Source organism: Streptomyces altiplanensis (genome assembly GCF_053591575.1).
This window is the reverse complement of sequence record NZ_JBSFUB010000014.1, coordinates 44,590-63,319: the sequence shown is the minus strand read 5'-3', so window position 1 is coordinate 63,319 and position 18,730 is coordinate 44,590. Positions and strand designations below refer to the sequence as shown.

General features: G+C 68.9%; 12 protein-coding genes. 4 read left to right on the top strand and 8 right to left on the bottom strand.

The genetic code is table 11. From position 1 onward, the window contains the following. Nucleotides 1-95: 95 nt before the first annotated feature. A complete protein-coding gene (locus tag ACWD0Y_RS09835; RefSeq protein ID WP_450259856.1) occupies nucleotides 96-1,319 on the bottom strand; it encodes a phospholipase D-like domain-containing protein in 1,224 nt (407 codons plus the stop codon). 222 nt (nucleotides 1,320-1,541) lie between these two features. Between ACWD0Y_RS09835 and ACWD0Y_RS09830 the strand changes: the two genes are divergently transcribed. Continuing rightward, the gene (locus tag ACWD0Y_RS09830; protein ID WP_093798537.1) at nucleotides 1,542-1,742 is read left to right on the top strand and encodes a type II toxin-antitoxin system VapB family antitoxin; all 201 of its coding nucleotides are present in this window, start codon (nucleotides 1,542-1,544) and stop codon (nucleotides 1,740-1,742) included. A gap of 186 nt (nucleotides 1,743-1,928) precedes the next feature. Here the strand turns inward: ACWD0Y_RS09830 and ACWD0Y_RS09825 are convergent, their stop codons facing one another. Beyond that, nucleotides 1,929-3,458, bottom strand: coding sequence for a helix-turn-helix domain-containing protein (locus ACWD0Y_RS09825; RefSeq protein ID WP_450259855.1), 1,530 nt, complete (start codon nucleotides 3,456-3,458; stop codon nucleotides 1,929-1,931). A 247-nt stretch (nucleotides 3,459-3,705) separates the two neighbouring features. Here ACWD0Y_RS09825 and ACWD0Y_RS09820 point away from each other — a divergent pair, with 247 nt between their 5' ends. Both ACWD0Y_RS09820 and ACWD0Y_RS09815 read left to right on the top strand, forming a co-directional pair. Further along, nucleotides 3,706-4,575, top strand: coding sequence for an LLM class flavin-dependent oxidoreductase (locus ACWD0Y_RS09820; RefSeq protein ID WP_450259854.1), 870 nt, complete (start codon nucleotides 3,706-3,708; stop codon nucleotides 4,573-4,575). Between the two features lie 459 nt (nucleotides 4,576-5,034). Continuing rightward, nucleotides 5,035-5,925 (top strand): aminoglycoside phosphotransferase family protein, encoded by an 891-nt coding sequence (locus ACWD0Y_RS09815; RefSeq protein ID WP_450259910.1) that lies wholly within the window; start codon nucleotides 5,035-5,037, stop codon nucleotides 5,923-5,925. A gap of 773 nt (nucleotides 5,926-6,698) precedes the next feature. On the opposite strand, the gene ACWD0Y_RS09810 is transcribed toward ACWD0Y_RS09815, so the two are convergent. From ACWD0Y_RS09810 to ACWD0Y_RS09800, 3 genes are all read right to left on the bottom strand, one after another. Beyond that, nucleotides 6,699-7,736, bottom strand: a complete 1,038-nt coding sequence (locus ACWD0Y_RS09810) for a TniB family NTP-binding protein (RefSeq protein WP_450259853.1) — start codon at nucleotides 7,734-7,736, stop codon at nucleotides 6,699-6,701. After that, nucleotides 7,733-9,250, bottom strand: coding sequence for a Mu transposase C-terminal domain-containing protein (locus ACWD0Y_RS09805; protein WP_450259909.1), 1,518 nt, complete (start codon nucleotides 9,248-9,250; stop codon nucleotides 7,733-7,735). Before ACWD0Y_RS09805 ends, ACWD0Y_RS09810 begins: the two co-directional genes overlap by 4 nt. Before the next feature lie 362 nt (nucleotides 9,251-9,612). Then, nucleotides 9,613-10,365, bottom strand: coding sequence for a TnsA-like heteromeric transposase endonuclease subunit (locus tag ACWD0Y_RS09800; RefSeq protein WP_450259852.1), 753 nt, complete (start codon nucleotides 10,363-10,365; stop codon nucleotides 9,613-9,615). Between the two features lie 290 nt (nucleotides 10,366-10,655). On the opposite strand from ACWD0Y_RS09800, the gene ACWD0Y_RS09795 reads away from it, so the two are divergent. Further along, nucleotides 10,656-13,487: an aconitate hydratase gene (locus ACWD0Y_RS09795; protein ID WP_450259851.1), complete on the top strand. Its 2,832-nt coding sequence runs from the start codon at nucleotides 10,656-10,658 to the stop codon at nucleotides 13,485-13,487. A gap of 70 nt (nucleotides 13,488-13,557) precedes the next feature. Here the strand turns inward: ACWD0Y_RS09795 and ACWD0Y_RS09790 are convergent, their stop codons facing one another. The 3 genes from ACWD0Y_RS09790 to ACWD0Y_RS09780 form a co-directional block, all read right to left on the bottom strand. Continuing rightward, nucleotides 13,558-13,770 carry a DUF397 domain-containing protein gene (locus tag ACWD0Y_RS09790; protein ID WP_450259850.1) on the bottom strand — a complete coding sequence of 71 codons (213 nt, stop codon included), beginning with the start codon at nucleotides 13,768-13,770 and terminating at the stop codon, nucleotides 13,558-13,560. Beyond that, a complete protein-coding gene (locus ACWD0Y_RS09785; RefSeq protein WP_450259849.1) occupies nucleotides 13,754-14,605 on the bottom strand; it encodes a helix-turn-helix domain-containing protein in 852 nt (283 codons plus the stop codon). The genes ACWD0Y_RS09790 and ACWD0Y_RS09785 overlap by 17 nt, the downstream gene beginning before the upstream one ends. A gap of 127 nt (nucleotides 14,606-14,732) precedes the next feature. Next, nucleotides 14,733-18,569, bottom strand: coding sequence for a GH92 family glycosyl hydrolase (locus ACWD0Y_RS09780; protein WP_450259848.1), 3,837 nt, complete (start codon nucleotides 18,567-18,569; stop codon nucleotides 14,733-14,735). Nucleotides 18,570-18,730 lie beyond the last annotated feature (161 nt).

The following is an 18,730-nucleotide window of genomic DNA, read 5'->3' as shown; positions in this document are numbered from 1 at the left end:
TCCGTACGAACACGAGGGGGGCACCGGTGAGCGCGACGCTGCGCCCGGAGACCGCGCTCAGGGCCGTTCCGTACGAGCGGGAAGAGTGAGCGAGGTCACAGGTACCGGCGGATCGGGATGACGGCCGCTTCCCGCGCGCGCTGAGCCAGTGAACGCTTCTTCCACCGGGCCGCGCTGATGCGCTCGCTCACAGCGAGGTCCTCGTCGAAGTGGCGGTCCAGGGTGGCGGTGAACTCCTCGTCCAGGACGGCGAGCATGACCTCTTCGTCGTGGTCGAGAGAGCGCCGGTTGAAGTTGGTGGACCCGATCAGGGAGAGCACGTGATCGACGGTGATGGCCTTGGTGTGCATCATCGTCGGCTGGTACTGGAAGATCTTCACGCCGCAGGCGGTGAGGTCCTCGTAGTAGTGCTGGCCGGCCAGCTGGCAGACGCGCTTGTCGGTGTACGGGCCCGGCAGCAGGATCTCCACCTCGACCCCGCGCCGCGCGGTGGCGCAGAGCAGCTCGATGAAGTACGCGTCGGGGGAGAAGTAGGCGGTGGTCAGACGGAACCGTTCCTCGGCGGACTCCAGCCCGACCCGGATCAGGGTCTGCATGTCCTGCCAGCCGAAACTGGCCGATCCGCGTACCACCTGAACGACCGCGTCGCCCTGTGGGCGGTGCTCGACGAACCGGTCGCGGTCGTCGAAGAGGTTGTCGTGACATTCGGCCCAGTTCTGGGCGAAGGCCGCGGCGATGCCGTCCACCGCCGGGCCCCGGACCTGCACGTGGGTGTCGCGCCACTCGTTCTCGTTGCGGGCGTCGCCGCACCATTCCTGGGCGATGCCCACACCGCCGGTGAAGGCCGTGTGCTCGTCGACGACGAGGACCTTGCGGTGGCAGCGGTGGTTCTGCTTGAACGGTGAGAGGTAAAGAGGTCTGCGGAACCACGCGACCTGGACCCCGGCCCGCTCCATCTCCTCCAGCTGGTCCTTCTCGATCAGCCGGCTGCCGAAGCCGTCCAGCAGCAGCCGCACCCGTATCCCCTCACGGGCGCGCTCGGCCAGTGCCTGGGCGAATTCGCGGGCTATGTCGCCCTTCCAGTACACGAACGTCATCATGTCCACGGTGTGCTCCGCGGAGCGGATCCCGGCCAGCATCGCCGCGAAGATCTCGTCCCCGTTACGGAGCGGGACCAGCCTGTTGCCCTCGGTCGCGGCGATGCCGATCAGTCGCTCCAGACGTCGCCGTATCCGCGCGGCGCGGTCCTCGAAGGAGGGGGTGGCCTGCGGGAGGGCGGTGCCGGGAGTCGTTTCCGGCGGGTCCTGTGTGCTGGTCATGGTGTCACCTGGCCGGCGCAGACGAGGGGCGGGAACTGCGGGCCCGGTCCGGCGCGGGTCCGCGCAGCGTGGTGACTGTACCGGGTGGTCCGCGTCCCTCACGACCCGCTCGGCCATGGCCCGGCGCCGTGGGGGCCGGCGGCTTCTCGACGGCGCGGGTACGTGCCGGTCCTGAGCGGCTAGAGTTCCGGCCCGACGGAAGATCCGGCAAAGGGGGGCGCTGTGGCCAAGGTCAACATCAGTCTCGACGCGGAACTGGTGGTGGAAGTGATGGTTCTGGCCGGCGTCGGCTCGCCCCAGGACGCCGTCGAGGCGGTCGTACGCGACTACATCGCCCGCGGCCACCGCACGGAGGCACGGGTCGAGTTCAAAGAGCGGGCCGTGCGCGAGGCCGAGGCCAAGCCGCAGGAACCGCAGGGCTGACCGGCGTACGATCCCCGGACCGCCCGCGGTGCACGACCCCCGGGCCGCGGCCGCGCCCCGGGGCCGCGGCACACCCGGAACGGCCGGAGCCCGTGAGGGCCGGCCCCCACGGGCACACCGCGACGGCCTCTCCGCACGGCAGTCCTGCCCGCCCGGAGAGGCCGAGGGCGCCCCCTCGCTCCCGCGTCAGATGTCGCGGAAGATCTCGATCTGCGCGCCGATCGAGTTCAGGCGCTCGGCGAGGTCCTCGTACCCGCGGTTGATGACGTACACATTGCGCAGCACGGACGTGCCTTCGGCCGCCATCATCGCCAGCAGGACGACCACGGCGGGCCGCAGCGCCGGCGGGCACATCATCTCGGCGGCGCGCCACCGGGTCGGGCCCTCGACCAGGACGCGGTGCGGGTCCAGGAGCTGGAGACGGCCGCCGAGGCGGTTGAGGTCCGTCAGGTAGATCGCGCGGTTGTCGTACACCCAGTCGTGGATCAGGGTCTGGCCCTGGGCGACCGCCGCGATCGCCGCGAAGAACGGCACGTTGTCGATGTTCAGCCCGGGGAACGGCATCGGGTGGATCTTGTCGATCGGCGCCTCCAGCTTGGAGGGCCGTACGGTCAGGTCCACCAGCCGCGTACGCCCGTTGTCGGCCTCGTACTCGCCCGTCCGGTCGTGGTCGAGGCCCATCTCCTCCAGCACCGCGAGCTCGATCTCCAGGAACTCGATCGGGACCCGGCGGATCGTCAGTTCGGAACCCGTCACCACGGCGGCCGCGAGCAGGCTCATCGCCTCGACCGGGTCCTCGGAGGGCGAGTAGTCGACGTCCACGTCGATGTTCGGTACGCCGTGCACGGTCAGCGTGGTCGTGCCGATCCCGTCGACCCGTACGTCCAGCGCCTCCAGGAAGAAGCACAGGTCCTGGACCATGTAGTTGGACGAGGCGTTGCGGATGACGCTCACGCCGTCGTGGCGGGCCGCCGCGAGCAGCGCGTTCTCGGTCACCGTGTCGCCGCGTTCGGTCAGCACGATCGGGCGGTCGGGCCCGGCCGAAGGCTCCACCACCGCGTGGTAGATGCCCTCGGTCGCGGTGATGTCCAGGCCGAAGCGGCGCAGCGCGATCATGTGCGGCTCGATGGTGCGGGTGCCGAGGTCGCAGCCGCCCGCGTACGGGAGTTTGAAGTGGTCCATGCGGTGCAGCAGTGGGCCGAGGAACATGATGATGCTCCGCGTCCGGCGCGCCGCCTCGGCGTCCATGGAGCCCATGTCCAGCTCGGCGGGCGGGACGATCTCCAGGTCCTTCCCGTCGTTGACCCAACGGGCGCGCACACCGATCGAGTTGAGCACCTCCAGCAGGCGGTACACCTCCTCGATGCGCGCGACGCGCCTCAGCACGGTGCGGCCCTTGTTGAGCAGCGAGGCGCAAAGCAGCGCCACGCACGCGTTCTTGCTCGTCTTCACGTCGATCGAACCGGAAAGACGTCGTCCACCGACGACACGTAGATGCATCGGTCCCGCGTACCCCAACGAGACGATTTCACTGTCGAGAGCCTCACCGATGCGCGCGATCATCTCAAGGCTGATGTTCTGGTTGCCGCGCTCGATGCGGTTCACGGCGCTCTGGCTGGTGCCCAGCGCCTCGGCGAGCTGACTCTGTGTCCAGCCCCGGTGCTGACGGGCGTCACGGATGAGCTTGCCGATGCGTACGAGGTAGTCGTCTGCCATAGCGGCAGGTTATCTCAGATATGAGATGCCGCATTCGGAGGGGTGGGTGTGGGCGCGGGGGCCGGAGAGGCGGGGGCAGGGGAAGTGCTGCGGTTGAAGCGGAAGAGGCCGGCGGGGTCCAGACGGGCCTTCAGCTCTCGAGGCGCCGGCCGGCGTACGGCGCCAGGCCGAGCGGTTCCCGAAAGTTCACCGTGGGGCCGCTGTTTTTTTGATTGCCGTGACCGCCGCGGCGGAGCAGTATGCGGGGATGCGCTTTTCGGTCAACATTCCGAACTTCGGGGACTTCGCCGATGCCAGGACGGTCGCGGCGGTGGCCGCGGCGGCCGAACAGGCGGGCTGGGACGGGCTGTTCGTCTGGGATCACGTGGTGCATGACAAGAGCCTGCGCCGGGGCCGGGCCTTCGGGGACCCCTGGATGCTGCTGACCGCTGCGGCGTTGGCGACCTCCCGGATCAGGCTGGGCACGCTGGTCACCCCGGTCGCCCGGCGGCGCCCGGAGCAGCTCGCCCGCCAGGTGGCCACCCTGGACGCCCTCAGCGGCGGAAGGGTGATCTTCGGTACGGGCCTGGGCGGGCCGATCGAGGACGAGTTCGGCAGCTTCGGCGAGCCGACCGACCCCGTCGTGCTCGCCGAGCGCCTGGACGAGGGCCTGGACCTGTTGCGGCGCTACTGGTCGGGGGAGCCGGTGAACCATCACGGGCGGCACTACCGGGTCCGGGACGTGACCCTGCTGCCCGCCTCGGTGCAACGGCCCCGCCCGCCGGTCTGGGTCGCCGGATTCTGGCCGAACCGCCCGCCGATGCGCCGAGCCGCCCGCTGGGACGGCGCGGTCCCGCTGTTCGACTCCGCCAGGCACGGACATGCTCCGCCGGCCGACCAGGTCCGTGACCTCGTCTCCTATGTCCGCCGGCACCGCGACGAACGGCACACCGGCCCCTTCGAGATCGTCCTCGGCGGCGTCAGCCCCGCCGACGCGGCCAAGGCGCACGACCTGATCGGCCCGCTGATCGACGCCGGCGCCACCTGGTGGGACGAACGGCAGCTCCAGAGCAGCGACGAGATCGACCGGCTCGCGCCGGTGCTGCGCCGCGTCGAACAGGGTCCACCGGCCTTCTAGGGCAGGGCCCACCGGCCTTCTGGCGGCCCGGTCTGCTCTCCGCCTCCCGGCAGGGGCGGGGGGACAGCCGCATCCTCATTCGCTCACCGACGGCAGCACGGACCGCCGGGCGCCCCCGCTCCGGCCGCGACACGCAGCCCGCACGCGCGTCCGCGCGCCTGTCCTTTGACAGCGAAGTTAGTCGGTTGCGATGCCCTGACCTTGAGCGACTAGGTTCGATGGCAAACGATCGCTCTCGGTCGGTGCCTCTCGTGTCCCGCCTCAGGTGATCTGGTCCGAAGCCGAAGCCGAAGCCGCAGCTGTGATCTGGGGCGACCGGAACGGTTGAGACACCTGGGTGGCCGAAAAAATCTCAGTTGATCTGGAACCTGGCGTCTGAATACTGGCTGTCGTCTCAGTTGATCTGGACTGCTTCCGTCGTTTCGAACTGGACTAGTGGAAGGGCCTGCGAGATTGACCATGCACGATGACCAAGTGGACGTGACCACCGACATCGTTGCGACCTTGATCCAAGAACAGTTCCCTCAGTGGAGCGGCAAGGCGATCCGACTCCTGTCGTCGACCGGGACGGTCCACGCCATCTTCCGCATCGGGGACGACCTCTCCGCGCGTTTCCCGCTGCGTCTGACCGATGCCGCGGAGGCGCTGGCGGTTCTGGAACGGGAAGCCCAGGCGAGCGCGGAGCTGGCGCAGGTGTCTCGGTTTCCCGTTCCGGAACCCGTCGCCCTGGGAAAGCCTGGAGCGGGTTATCCCATGCCGTGGTCGGTCCAGACGTGGCTGCCGGGAACGGTCGCCTTCGATGCCGACCCGAGTGGGTCGGACGCTTTCGCCGAGGACCTTGCGGCCTTCATCGCGGCCTTGCGGGAAGCCGAGACGCGGGGTCGGCTTTTCAGCGGCGACAATCGCGGCGGCGTTCTCGCTCACCACGACGCCTGGATGGAGAAGTGCTTCGAGGCGAGCCAGGGGCTGCTCGACGTGCCCCGGCTGCGCCGACTGTGGAGACACTACCGAGAGTTGCCGCGCACGAGTGCCGACGTGATGAGCCACGGCGACCTGATTCCCGGCAATGTACTCGTCGCGGGAGACCGGCTCGGCGGCGTCCTCGACACCGGCGGATTCGGCCCGGCCGACCCCGCGCTGGATCTGGTCAGCGCCTGGCACCTGTTGCAGCCGGGCCCACGGGAAGTGCTCCGGCGGACACTGGCCTGCGACGATCTGGAGTGGGAGCGCGGCAAGGCATGGGCCTTCGAACAGGCGATGGGGCTCGTCTGGTACTACGTCGAAAGCAATCCGATGATGAGCAGAACGGGGCGCCGGACACTCGACCGCATTCTGGAGGCGACGAAGTGATGTCGCCCCGGTCGTAGGCCGTGGCAGGGACGATCGCTTGTCGCCCCCACCGACACAGCACCAACATGAACAGATCGGCCGAGGCGGGACATCTCGGCTCGATTCAGGAAATTACTGAAAGCGACCCTGTGGAGAGCGGGGGCTTCCTTTTGCGGCATTGTGCCGTGGAGGGCAGTACTGGCGAACGTAGTGGCGGAGCATCCTGTAGGACACGGAGGCTTCGTGGTCGTCCATGAGCCTCAGCCATATCTCTTTCGGCCCGAGGCCCTCATCTGCCATGGCCTGGATGTCCTTGATGAGGTCGTTGTCGAAGCCTCCATAGCTCCGGTCGACTCCTCGGGGAGGAGGTTGCATGGTGTCCAGGGCGAGGCGGACGAGACGTCGAGGGACTTGGTGCCGTAGGGCCAGGTCCTGAATGGTGTGACCTCTGCGGGCGTCGATGTAGATGAGCAGGGGGAGATGAGGCTGGCCGGGGAACAGCTCTGTTCGAGATGTGCGTGGGTTGGGTTTCATGCGGCCGCGCGGGGAGCTGGCGTCAGCGAGTGCCCGGTCCAGGGACTCCTCGGAGCGTCCGGAGACAGCGGCCAGACGGGCGAGTTGGGGCTTGCCGAACCAGAAGGGCGGTCCGTTGAGGAAACAGTGCAGGTAGCTCGGCTTGAGATGGTTCGCGCGGGCGAGGCGGCGGACGTAGGAGTCGGTGATCTCGCCGGCGCAGGGGCGTAGTCGAACCGGCAGTGGAGCCAGCCGGTGGGGCAGCTCAGGCGCTGGGCGAGTCACTTCAGCTGGTTCTTCTTCGGGGTTTCCGCAGTGTGGTCCGGGGGGACTGCGTCAAGGCCGTTCTTCGTCACGCGTTCTGTGCCGTTGAGGATCGCGTCGATCGCGGCGCCTCGGATCGCGTGGGACAGCGCGCCGATCATGCCGTCAGTTCGTTTGTGGAGGTAGCGGTCCAGCTTGACCAGGCTGCCCGGTGGATGGTCGTGCAGGAGAAGAGTCTGCTCCAGGGTCGCGACCAGGCCCTTCCACTCGTCACCGTAGGGGAACGGGCGGGTGGGGACGAGGGTGAAGCGGCTCGCGATCTGGGCGCCCCGGGCGCCTGCCAGCAGTTCGCTGGTTTCGAGGTTGATGCCCGCGTAGACGAACGTCGCGGGGAGGCGTTCGGAGAAGTACTTCAGGGTGTCGGAGACCTCGGCACCGGCCCGTGTGACCTGCGAGACGTTGTGGATTTCGTCGACCAGAACCAGGCCGGTGCGGGTGTCCGTGCAGACGCCGACCACCGCTTCGATGATGTCGGTCATGTTTGATCTGGCCCGGACTGGCAGACCCAGAAAGCGTGCGAACTCGGCCGCGATCATGCGTGCGGTCGCCGCGGGCGGGACGGTGATGTAGAGCACTGGGATGCGGTCGGCGACGTTCGGGTGGCGGGCCCGGTCGAGGAGTTCGTGGGCGAGCCCGAGCTGGGTGAGGGCGCTGGTCTTGCCCGTGCCGGGCAGCCCCGAGACCATCAGGCCGCGACGAGCGCTGATCGCGTGCCGGTTGAGCAGGACCAGCCGTCGGCCGCAGACCACCGTCTTCTCGACGAACGAGGTGGCGACCACGAGCATCCGGGCGTGATGATCGAGCCGGTCCTCGTCATAGAGCGCCCGCTCGACCGGAGACAGTTTGCCCAGCTCAGCGAGGGGCAGCAGGACCGGGGGCTGGGGCGGGCCCGCAGTGAACTTCCGCCATCCCTCCAGGGTCGTCAGTTGCCGGTTGGTCTCGGCATCGGCCTCCCGCAGAGAAGTCGGCCGAACTGCGGGTTCGGAGATGGTCACGGACGCCTCCAGGGGTTGGCGAGCGGATCAAACAGGCCCAGCGGGATGACCTTCGCCGACTCGATGTCCGCCTGATCGTCCTGAACTGCGTCGGCGGTGGGCGGATCGGGGACCGGCCGGTCGGAGGCAGTGGCCCGTGTCTGCGCGGCGACGCGCCGGGACCGCTTCGTCGCATGGTCCTTCCGGTGTGCTGGTCCGTCGTGTGTCCGCCGCAGCAGGGCAGCGGCGGCAGCGGCGATCTGTTCCTCGGTCCCGCCCGGGACCTGTTCGCGGGCGTGGTCCCAGGCCATCTCGCCGAACGGGACACCGACGCGGTGCAGATGCTTCCAGAACACCGTGATCCACCGGGCCGGCTCGCTGCGGCGGTCGCGTACCCAGACACGGGAGACGTCGTAGGGGTCGTAGTGGATCTCCCACAACCCCTTCTTCTCCACCACCCCGGAGTGCTGGCAGCGCAACGGGGTCAGCTCGCCGTCGTCGTAGGTGCGGTGGTTGATCCGGATGCCGTAGGAGTTGATCGCCTGCCAGCGTTCGGGCAGCAACTCGACGTAGTCCTCGCCGCTGAACGGGGCCGGAACGTAGCCGCACGACTCCAGCAGCATCGCGTACTTCTCGTTCGGCGTGAACGCACGCTTCGGCGAGTCCGGATCCCGCAGCGCGTCGTGCGGGCGGTTCTGCCAGATGACGATCCACTCGTCGAGCAGGCCCTGGAGTTCGGGCAGGGACCACAGCGGTCCGTTCTCCAGGCCCCGGCCCCGGCGGTCCACCGACCGACCGGTGTAACCCGCGACGAACTGCGCGAACAGCGTTGCCACCGAACCCAGCGTTTTCTCGATCGCGCCTTTCTCGAAGGGAGACGCCTTGTGCGTCGGCTGGAGGCTGATGCCCAAGTAGCGGCAGGACGCGCGGAAGTTGTTCGAGATGAAGACCTTGCCGTGGTCGCAGACGATCGTGTCCGGCACGATCACGGGCCTTCCAGCCGCGTGCTCCAGCCGCTCGTCCAAGGCCGTCAGCCGCCGGTGCGGCAGCACCGATCTCGACATCCGAAGAGCTTCCGGCCAGCCAGGACGCATCATCTCAGGGGTGATGCTCCGGGCCAGGAGGGCGGAGGCGTCGGCCGCCTTCGTCGTCGGCCGCAGGACCGCGGCGGCCAGTGACCTGGTCGCCAGGTCGATCATGGCGGTCAGCTCGACCTTGCCGGCAATGCCGTCGTCCAGTCGGACCAGGACGTCCAGCGGCGTGGAGTCGATCTGCATCCACTCGCCCGGCGCGCAGGCCGGCACCTCCCCGAACGGTCTGGCCGGACGCGCGTTCACCGAACGGCGTGTGGTCGCCGAGCCCGTCGCGTGAGTGCCGGCGGCCAGCTTGTCGAACAGCCGGTAGAGCGTGCGCTGTGAGGGAACCTCGATGTCCTGCGCGTCCTCACGGGAGGCCAGGATCTGCGTCGCCCGCCAGACCACGAAGCCGATCGTCTTCGACGACGCCTCGGCCGTCTCGCCGATCGCCTGCTGCATCGCCTCGACCACAGCCGGAGCCACCCGGCCGAAGGACGGCATCTGCTTGGCCGCCCGGCCGTCGGCCAGACCGACCAGCCCGTCCCGCTGATAGCGCTGGCGCCGCTGCTTGACGCCGCTGGCCGTCATCGGGTGCCCGGCCGCCGTCAGCTCGGCAGCCTTGGCCCGCTCCCGCTGAGCCAGCGAGTTGTGTTCCGGGGCGAACTCCGGGCGCGGCACCGTCCCCGCAGGAGCGTCCGGCGGCAAGCCCTCCAGCACCTCCAGAATGTGCCTTTCCCACCAGCGGGCCTGTTTCGCAGCGGTCTGCGGGAACTCCGCGATCCTGGCCGACGGAGGCACTCGCCGTTCTTCCCCGGCCTCCGTCACCGCACGCTCCCGTCCACCAGGCGCACGATGGTCGACGGCCCCAGCAGCGTGAACGCCAGCCCGTCGGCGACCAACTCGCGCAGCCAGAGGAGATGGAACAGGACGGGGAGAGTCTCAAGCCGATCACCGGCCGCATCCGCGCCCGCCAACAACGAGGCCGGTTCCGCGAAGACCTCCCGGAGCCGGTCCACGACCGGCCCACGCCGGCACCGGGGATGCCGGTAGCGCGACAGCCACCGCACGTTCGCCAGCAGCGCTTCCTCCGGAACCCCGACCCGCGCGAAGCCCCACCCGGCCTGACGGCAGGCCAGGCGCGTCACTTCGAACGCTTCCGCGTCTCTTGGCTCGATCCGCTCATCGGCACGGACGTCGACGACCACCGCCGAGCCATCCGTGCGACGCACGAAGTAGTCCGGCGCGTGCCGGCGCTCACGCTCGCCGTCATGCCAGTGCAGCCAGAACGGCTGCGAGGCGATCCCCACCACCTCGGGATCGAAATCCATCAGCAACAGCCGGTCCCGCTCCAGCCACGACTCGAAACCGACGTGCCGCCCGGTCGTCGCCGCCCAGTACCAGCCCGGGAAGTGACGCTCACCACGCGACCAGCTAAACGGCCGTACCGCAGCCACATCCTCGAACCGAGCCGTCACACAGTCCAGCAGCGGACGCCGCCGACGCTCGCGTACAGCGTCCACGTACGACAGCTCGACGTACGGCTCCGCAAGATCCACCCCGACCGGTACGGCCACCCAGCACCCCCAGTACGTCCCCTCGTGCGACTAGGTTCGCTGGCAAGGAAGCCGAAACGACTGGGTTCGCTGTCAAACGCCTCGATTGGATGACAGCGGACAGCGCCCTCCGGACATGACCGGACCACGGCCATGTACTAGAGTTATCTCGACATCGAGATATCTGCCGAAGGCGTACCGCAGCCGCCGACCGGTAAGGGTGACCTAACTAAGTCTTACCTTAGCGGATGGCCAGGGGGTCGTGGCGGCAGGATGCGGTAGAAACGCGCACATTGAAGAAGGAGACTGTCGTGTCGGCGAACAGCTTCGACGCCCGCAGCACGCTGCGCGTGGGCGACGAGTCGTACGAGATCTTCAAGCTGGACAAGGTCGAGGGCTCCGCGCGCCTCCCTTACAGCCTGAAGGTGCTGCTGGAGAACCTGCTCCGCACCGAGGACGGCGCGAACATCACCGCCGACCACATCCGGGCGATCGGCGGCTGGGACTCGCAGGCCCAGCCCAGCCAGGAGATCCAGTTCACGCCCGCCCGCGTGATCATGCAGGACTTCACCGGCGTGCCCTGTGTCGTCGACCTCGCCACCATGCGCGAGGCCGTCAAGGAGCTCGGCGGCGACCCGGCGAAGATCAACCCGCTGGCCCCGGCCGAGCTGGTCATCGACCACTCCGTCATCGCCGACAAGTTCGGCACCGCCGGCGCCTTCCAGCAGAACGTCGAGCTGGAGTACGGCCGCAACAAGGAGCGCTACCAGTTCCTGCGCTGGGGCCAGACCGCCTTCGACGAGTTCAAGGTCGTCCCCCCGGGCACCGGCATCGTCCACCAGGTCAACATCGAGCACCTGGCCCGCACGGTCATGGTCCGGGGTGGCCAGGCGTACCCCGACACCCTCGTCGGCACCGACTCGCACACCACCATGGTCAACGGCCTCGGCGTGCTGGGCTGGGGCGTCGGCGGCATCGAGGCCGAGGCCGCGATGCTCGGCCAGCCGGTCTCCATGCTCATCCCGCGCGTCGTCGGCTTCAAGTTGACCGGCGAGCTGCCGGCCGGCACCACCGCCACCGACCTCGTGCTGACCATCACCGAGATGCTGCGCAAGCACGGCGTCGTCGGCAAGTTCGTCGAGTTCTACGGCGAGGGCGTCGCCGCCACCTCGCTGGCGAACCGCGCCACCATCGGCAACATGTCGCCGGAGTTCGGCTCCACCGCCGCGATCTTCCCGATCGACGACGAGACGCTGAAGTACCTGCGCCTGACCGGCCGCGACGCCCAGCAGGTCGCGCTCGTCGAGGCGTACGCCAAGGAGCAGGGCCTCTGGCTCGACCCGGCCGCCGAGCCCGACTTCTCCGAGAAGCTGGAGCTCGACCTCTCGACGGTCGTCCCCTCGATCGCCGGCCCGAAGCGTCCGCAGGACCGTATCGTCCTCGCCAACGCCGCCGAGCAGTTCAAGATCGACGTACTCAACTACGTCGAGGCGGGCGTGACCGGCGGCGACGACCGCAAGGCGGGCGTGCCGCAGCAGGAGAAGCCGCACGGTGTCGCGTCCCCGGTCGACGAGGCGAGCTCCGAGTCGTTCCCGGCCAGCGACGCCCCGGCGTACGGCCACGACGACAACGGCGCCGGCGCTCCGCAGCACGACGACGCCACGGGCGACGCCGTCCCGTCCAACCCGGTCACCGTGACCGCCCCCGACGGTTCGACGTACGAGATCGACCACGGCGCCGTCACGGTCGCCGCGATCACCTCCTGCACCAACACCTCGAACCCGTACGTCATGGTCGCCGCCGCGCTGGTGGCCAAGAAGGCGGTCGAGAAGGGCCTGACCCGCAAGCCGTGGGTCAAGACCACGCTCGCCCCGGGCTCGAAGGTCGTCACCGACTACTTCGACAAGGCGGGCCTGACCCCCTACCTCGACAAGGTCGGCTTCAACCTCGTCGGCTACGGCTGCACCACCTGCATCGGCAACTCGGGCCCGCTGCCCGAGGAGGTCTCCAAGGCCGTCAACGACAACGACCTCGCGGTCACGTCGGTCCTCTCGGGCAACCGCAACTTCGAGGGCCGCATCAACCCCGACGTCAAGATGAACTACCTGGCCTCCCCGCCGCTGGTCGTCGCGTACGCCCTCGCGGGCTCCATGCGGGTGGACATCACCAAGGACGCGCTCGGCACCGACACCGAGGGCAAGCCGGTCTACCTCCAGGACATCTGGCCCACCGAGGCCGAGGTCAACGACGTCGTGGCGAACGCCATCGGCGAGGACATGTTCAACAAGTCCTACCAGGACGTCTTCGCGGGTGACGCCCAGTGGCAGGCGCTGGAGATCCCGACCGGCAACACCTTCGAGTGGGACAGCGAGTCGACGTACGTCCGCAAGCCCCCGTACTTCGAGGGCATGACGATGGAGACGACCCCGGTCGAGGACATCGCCGGTGCGCGCGTGCTCGCCAAGCTGGGCGACTCGGTCACCACCGACCACATCTCCCCGGCCGGCGCCATCAAGGCCGACACCCCGGCCGGCAAGTACCTCACGGAGCACGGCGTCGAGCGCCGCGACTTCAACAGCTACGGCTCGCGCCGCGGCAACCACGAGGTCATGATCCGCGGCACGTTCGCCAACATCCGCCTGCGCAACCAGATCGCGCCGGGTACGGAAGGCGGCTTCACCCGCGACTTCACCCAGGACGGCGGTCCGGTGTCGTACATCTACGACGCCTCGCAGAACTACCAGGCCGCCGGCGTCCCGCTGGTCATCCTGGCGGGCAAGGAGTACGGCTCGGGCTCGTCCCGCGACTGGGCGGCCAAGGGCACCGCGCTGCTCGGCGTCAAGGCCGTCATCGCCGAGTCGTACGAGCGCATCCACCGCTCGAACCTGATCGGCATGGGCGTCCTTCCGCTCCAGTACCCGGAGGGCGCCTCGGCGGCCTCGCTGGGTCTGACCGGCGAGGAGACCTTCGAGATCACCGGCGTCACCGGCCTCAACGACGGCGGCATCCCGGAGACCCTGCACGTCAAGGCGGGCGACGTGGAGTTCGACGCGAAGCTGCGCATCGACACCCCGGGCGAGGCGGACTACTACCGCAACGGCGGCATCCTCCAGTACGTGCTGCGGTCCCTGATCCGCAGCTAGTCGCCATCGCATGACGCAGAAGGGCCGCATCCCGGCGACGGGGTGCGGCCCTTCTGCGATCTCCGTGCGGTCAGAGCGCGCCGTTCCTGACGGCGGTGACGAAGGGCGCCCAGCCCGCGGCCCGGAACACGAGCGCGGGGCCCCCGGGTGCGGTCTTGCTGTCGCGGACGGGTATGACGCCGCCGGGGCAGCCGTCGGCAACCTCGACGCAGTTGCCCCCGTCGCCATTGCTGTACGAGGACTTGCGCCACGCGGCTGTGCTCAGGTCAGGTGTGGTGTTCATGTGTGGTGTAGTCCTTCGCCGCCGACTCGATCAGGGCCAGGGACGCCTCCGGCGACAGCGCGGCGGCCCTGGCCAGATCGTAGGCCGATCGAAACTGGGCGACCAGGGCCGGTTCCTCGACGAGTTGGCCGGTATAGGCGCCTTCGGTGTACACGACGGGCGGCTCGTCGGTGAAGTCCATCAGGCACACGCTGCTCTCCAGGAAGGGATGCGGCCCGGCGCTGAAGGGCATGACCTGGAGCACGACATGGGGCCGCGCGTGCGCCGCCTTGAGGAGATGCGTGAGCTGACCGTGCATGACGGCGGGACCGCCGACCGGCACGCGGAGCATGGCCTCGTGGGTGATCACCCAGAACACCGGCGCCGCGGGCGAGTCGAGCAGCTCCGCCCGTTCCATCCTGGTGCTGACATGCCCCTCGATCACGGACTGCGCGGCGAACGGGTGGGCGCCACGGGTCAGTGCCCGCGCGTAGCCCTCCGTCTGCAACAGCCCCGGAACCAGCATCGACCCGTACTCGCTGATCGCCGTCGCCCGCTGCTGCAAGTCCGCCGCGTCGGCGAAGTACTTCGCGACCTTGGACTCGCGTGCGAGGAGGCACAGGCGCTGAAGGTGCTCACCACTGCCCAGCACGCCGTCGAGCATCTTCGACAGATCGAGCTGAGGCCGCCGCGTCGCGCCCTCCAACTGGCCGATGTACGCGCCGGAGCAGAAGACCAGCTCCCCGAGCTGATCCTGGGAGTGGCCACCGGCTTCGCGCAGGCGGCGCAGTTCCGAGCCGTAGAACGACCTCGGGTCGGTGTACGGATCAAGGTCCTTGGGCTGAGGCTTGGGCAACGCTCCTTCCGCGCACACCGAGCGTAGCCGTCCGCAGTGACACTGCGCACACGAACGATTACAGCGCTCGGCGGGCGTGTGGCAGGGGGAGGACCGGCCGCCGGACCGGTCCTCCCCCCGCCCCGGGTCACCCCAGGAGTTCCACCTCGGCGAGGGTCGCCGGTCCGTCCGGTACCAGCCGGTACTTCTCGTACCCGTGCGGGCGGGCGACGGTGAAGACGCGGGTCTGGTGGTCCCAGGCGAAGGACTCTCCCGTACGCCTGTCGAGGTCCCTCCACTTCTCACCGTCCCGCGAGCCCTGGAGCACCCAGCCCCGAGGGGCCTTGGCACGGTCCGAGGAGGTGAGGGTGTACTGGAGGGCGCGGGTGTCCGGCTTCACCGGCAGGTCGAGGCTCTCGAACTGCGCGTCCGTGGCCGACGAGTTGTCGGACAGCGGACCGGAGCCCGTGATCGCGTCCCCGCGCGGCGCCGGCACCTTGTCGTCCTGGGTGATGGAGACGGGCGCGGCGTTCCTGCCCGTACCCCACGAGGACGGCTCGGGGCCCATGTCGAACTCCAGCGTGCCGCCGCGCGCGAGCACGCTGTGGGGGAGCGCGGTGGACTTCCAGGGCTTGCCGTTGACCTTCAGGCCCTGGACGTAGATGTTCTTCGCGCTGTTCTTCGGGGCCCTGACCACCAGGTCGCGGCCGTTCTCCAGGTGGACGGTCGCCTTGGTGAAGAGCGGCGAGCCGATCGTGTACTCGCCGCTGCCCATGACCAGCGGGTAGAAGCCGAGCGCGGAGAAGAGGTACCAGGCCGACTGCTCGCCGTTGTCCTCGTCGCCGTGGTACCCCTGGCCGATCTCGCTGCCCGTGTAGAGGCGGGAGAGGACCTCGCGGACCTTCTCCTGCGTCTTCCACGGCTGCGAGGCGGCGTTGTACATGTACGTCGCGTGGTGGGCCACCTGGTTGCTGTGCCCGTACATGCCCATCCGCACGTCGCGCGCCTCCGTCATCTCGTGGATGACGCCGCCGTACGAACCCGCGAACTCGGGGGCGGCCGTCTCCGGCGTGGAGAAGTACCGGTCGAGCTTGTCACCGAGACCGGACCGGCCGCCGTAGAGGTTGGCGAGGCCGCGGGAGTCCTGGGGCGCGGTGAAGGCGTAGCCCCAGCCGTTGGTCTCGGTGTAGTCGTACCCCCACACGCGCGGGTCGTACTGCTCGGACGGGACCCGCCAGTCGCCCTTCGGATCGCGGCCCTGGAAGAAGCCGGCCTTGCCGTCGAAGAGCTTGACGTAGTTGCGGGCGCGGTTCAGGAAGTACTCCGACTCCTCCTTGTAGCGCGCCTTCTTCGTCTTCGCGTAGAGCTTCTCGCCCATCTTCGCGAGGCCGTAGTCGTTGAGGTAGCCCTCCAGGGACCAGGAGAGGCCCTCGTGCGTCTCGGTGGAGGCGTACCCCAGGAAGGGGGACGTCTTCATGCCCTTGCGGCCCACACCGGAGAAGGGCGGCACGACGGTGGCGTTCTTGAGTGCCGCCTCGTACGCCGCCTCGGCGTCGAAGTCCACGCCCTTGACGTACGCGTCGGCGAACGCCACGTCGGAGCTGGTGCCGGTCATCAGGTCGGCGTATCCGGGCGAGGACCAGCGGGAGATCCAGCCGCCGTCCTTGTACTGCTGGACGAAGCCGTCGACGAGCTTGCCGGCCTTCTCGGGGGTGAGGAAGGAGTACGCCGGCCAGGTCGTCCGGTAGGTGTCCCAGAAGCCGTTGTTGACGTACACCTCGCCGTCGACGATCTTCGCGCCGGTGTGGGTCGGGGTGTCCGGGCCGGTCTGCTTCGAGAAGGGGCTGGCGTACTGCTGCCTGGGGCGGGCCCTGGTTCCGGTGTTCTCGAAGCCGGAGTTCGGATACAGGTACAGCCGGTAGAGGCTGGAGTAGAGGGTCGTCAGCTGGTCGCGGCTCGCGCCCTCGACCTCGACGCGGCCGAGGAGGTCGTCCCAGGCGGCCCGCGCCCGGTTCTTCACCCGCTCGAAGGAGGCGTCCGCCGGGATCTCGTCGGCGAGGTTCTTCTTCGCCTGGTCCACACTGATGAGTGAAGTCGCCAGGCGCAGCGTCACCCGGCGGTCCTCACCGGGATTGAAACGCAGGTAACCCGTGACGTCGTCGCCCCCGCCACCGCCGAGCTTGCCGCTCGCGGTGACCGGTGTGTCGAAGACGCCGTACACGAACATCCTGGTGGCGCCGGTCGACAGGCCGCTCTTGACGTCGGAGAAGCCGGTGAAGGAGCGGGTGGCGGGGTCGAGGCTGAGGCCGCCGTCGTTCGACACGTTGTCGAATATGACGCTCGCGTCCTCGCCCGGATAGGTGAACCGCATCATCGCCGCGTGGTCGGTCGGGGCCATCTCGGCCTTGAGGCCGTTCTCGAAGGTGACCGCGTACTCGTGCGGTTTCGCCGTCTCCTTCTCGTGCCGGAAGGGCAGGGCGCGCGCCCTGCGGCCGGCGTCCGGGGTGCCCGCCGCCACGGACGGCATGAGCTGGAACGTCTGCCGGTCGCCCATCCAGGGGCTCGGCTCGTGGCTCGCGCTGAACGCCTGGAGGGTCGGCAGGTTGTCGGCGTTGTTGCCCCGGGCGTAGTCGTAGAGCCAACTGGTGGAGGCGGCGTTGGTCACCGGCGTCCAGAAGTTGAAGCCGTGCGGGACGGCGGTGGCGGGGATGTTGTTGCCCCGCGAGAACGCGCCGCTGGAATGGGTGCCGCGCGTGGTGGAGACGTAGTCCGCGAAGTGCGCGAGGCGCTTGTCGGGGGCCTTGGGGGCGAGGGTGATGTCGTCGACCCAGCCGCTGAACTTCGCCGGGCCCTTCGGGGAGTCGTACGCCACCAGCACCCGGTCGACGGTCTTGCCGGCCGCGACCGCGCCGATCCGTGAGGCCTTGTGGTTCCACTGGTTGACGTACAGCGTCTTGGAGGCGCCCTGGCCCTGCGGGGACATCACCGCACCGTGCTGGTCGACGGCGCGCAGCTCACTCAGATAGGTGCCGTCCGTGAAGGCCAGGTCGACCGACACATGGGTGGCGGGGTAGTCGAGGTCGGTCTCCGGGAGGGAGGGGAAGACCCGGTACGACAGCTCGGTGTCCCGCGTGACGCGCGTGTCGACGTCGAAGACCTTGTTGTACGAGTAGGCCCGGCCCTGCGGCTTGTGCGTGCCGGCGTACCGCAGCGCCCGCTTTCCCGTGAAACCCGCGCCCGCCTTGGCCGTGGGGGAGCCCGAGGGGCCGCGGTCGACCTGGCTGCGCATGTCGTCCGGGGCGGGCGCGGAGGTGTCACCGTTCGAGAACTGAACGTCCGCGAGCTGGAGGGCGTCCGAGGCGCCGTTGTTGCGGGTGATTTCGAGACGGTAGTGCGCGTACGCCGTGCCGTTCTCGAAAGCGTAGGTCTTCGTCTCGAAGCGCTTCGCGAAGGTCTGCCCCTCGCGGGTGTCCAGGACCTTCCACTCCTCGCCGTCGGCGGATCCCTTGAGCGTCCAGTCCTTCGGGTCGCGCTCCGCGTGATCGTTGGCCGAAGTAAGGGCGTATGTCACGAGCTTGGCCGGTTCGTCCAGGTCGAACTCGATCCAGGCGGTGGGCTCGAAGGCCAGCCACTTGGTGGCGGACTGGACGTCGACGAGGTTCTCCTTGACCTCTCCGCCGCCGGTGTTCTCACCGCTGGCGCGCAGCTCGACGACGCGGTCGGTCACATTGCCCGGAATCCCGGCACCGTATCCGCCGTCGACCCCCGAGGAGCGCTTCTCGCCACCGGGTCCGGTCTCTACGGTGTTGCGCCAGTCCGGCTCGGGCTCGCCGGCCTCGAAGGAGGAGCTGAACCTGCGCTCCTGCTCCTGCGGTTGGGCGGGCTGGGCGACGGCCGCGGAAGGGGCCGTGACGACCAGCAGCAGGGCGGTCGCCGCGACGGCGGCCGCCGTATGGCGTGGTGCGTACCGAGGTATGTGCTGCATCCCGGACTTTTCCTCCCCTTGGACAACGTTGTCATGGGCAGTGCATGAGACCCAGTAGGGAGCCAAGCCACCGACGGTGTCAAGGGTGTTGCAAGTGAAAGGGGAGGTGAAGGAGGTGCGCCGTGCCTGTGCGATCGCGCGGGCGACTGCGTGCGCGCCCC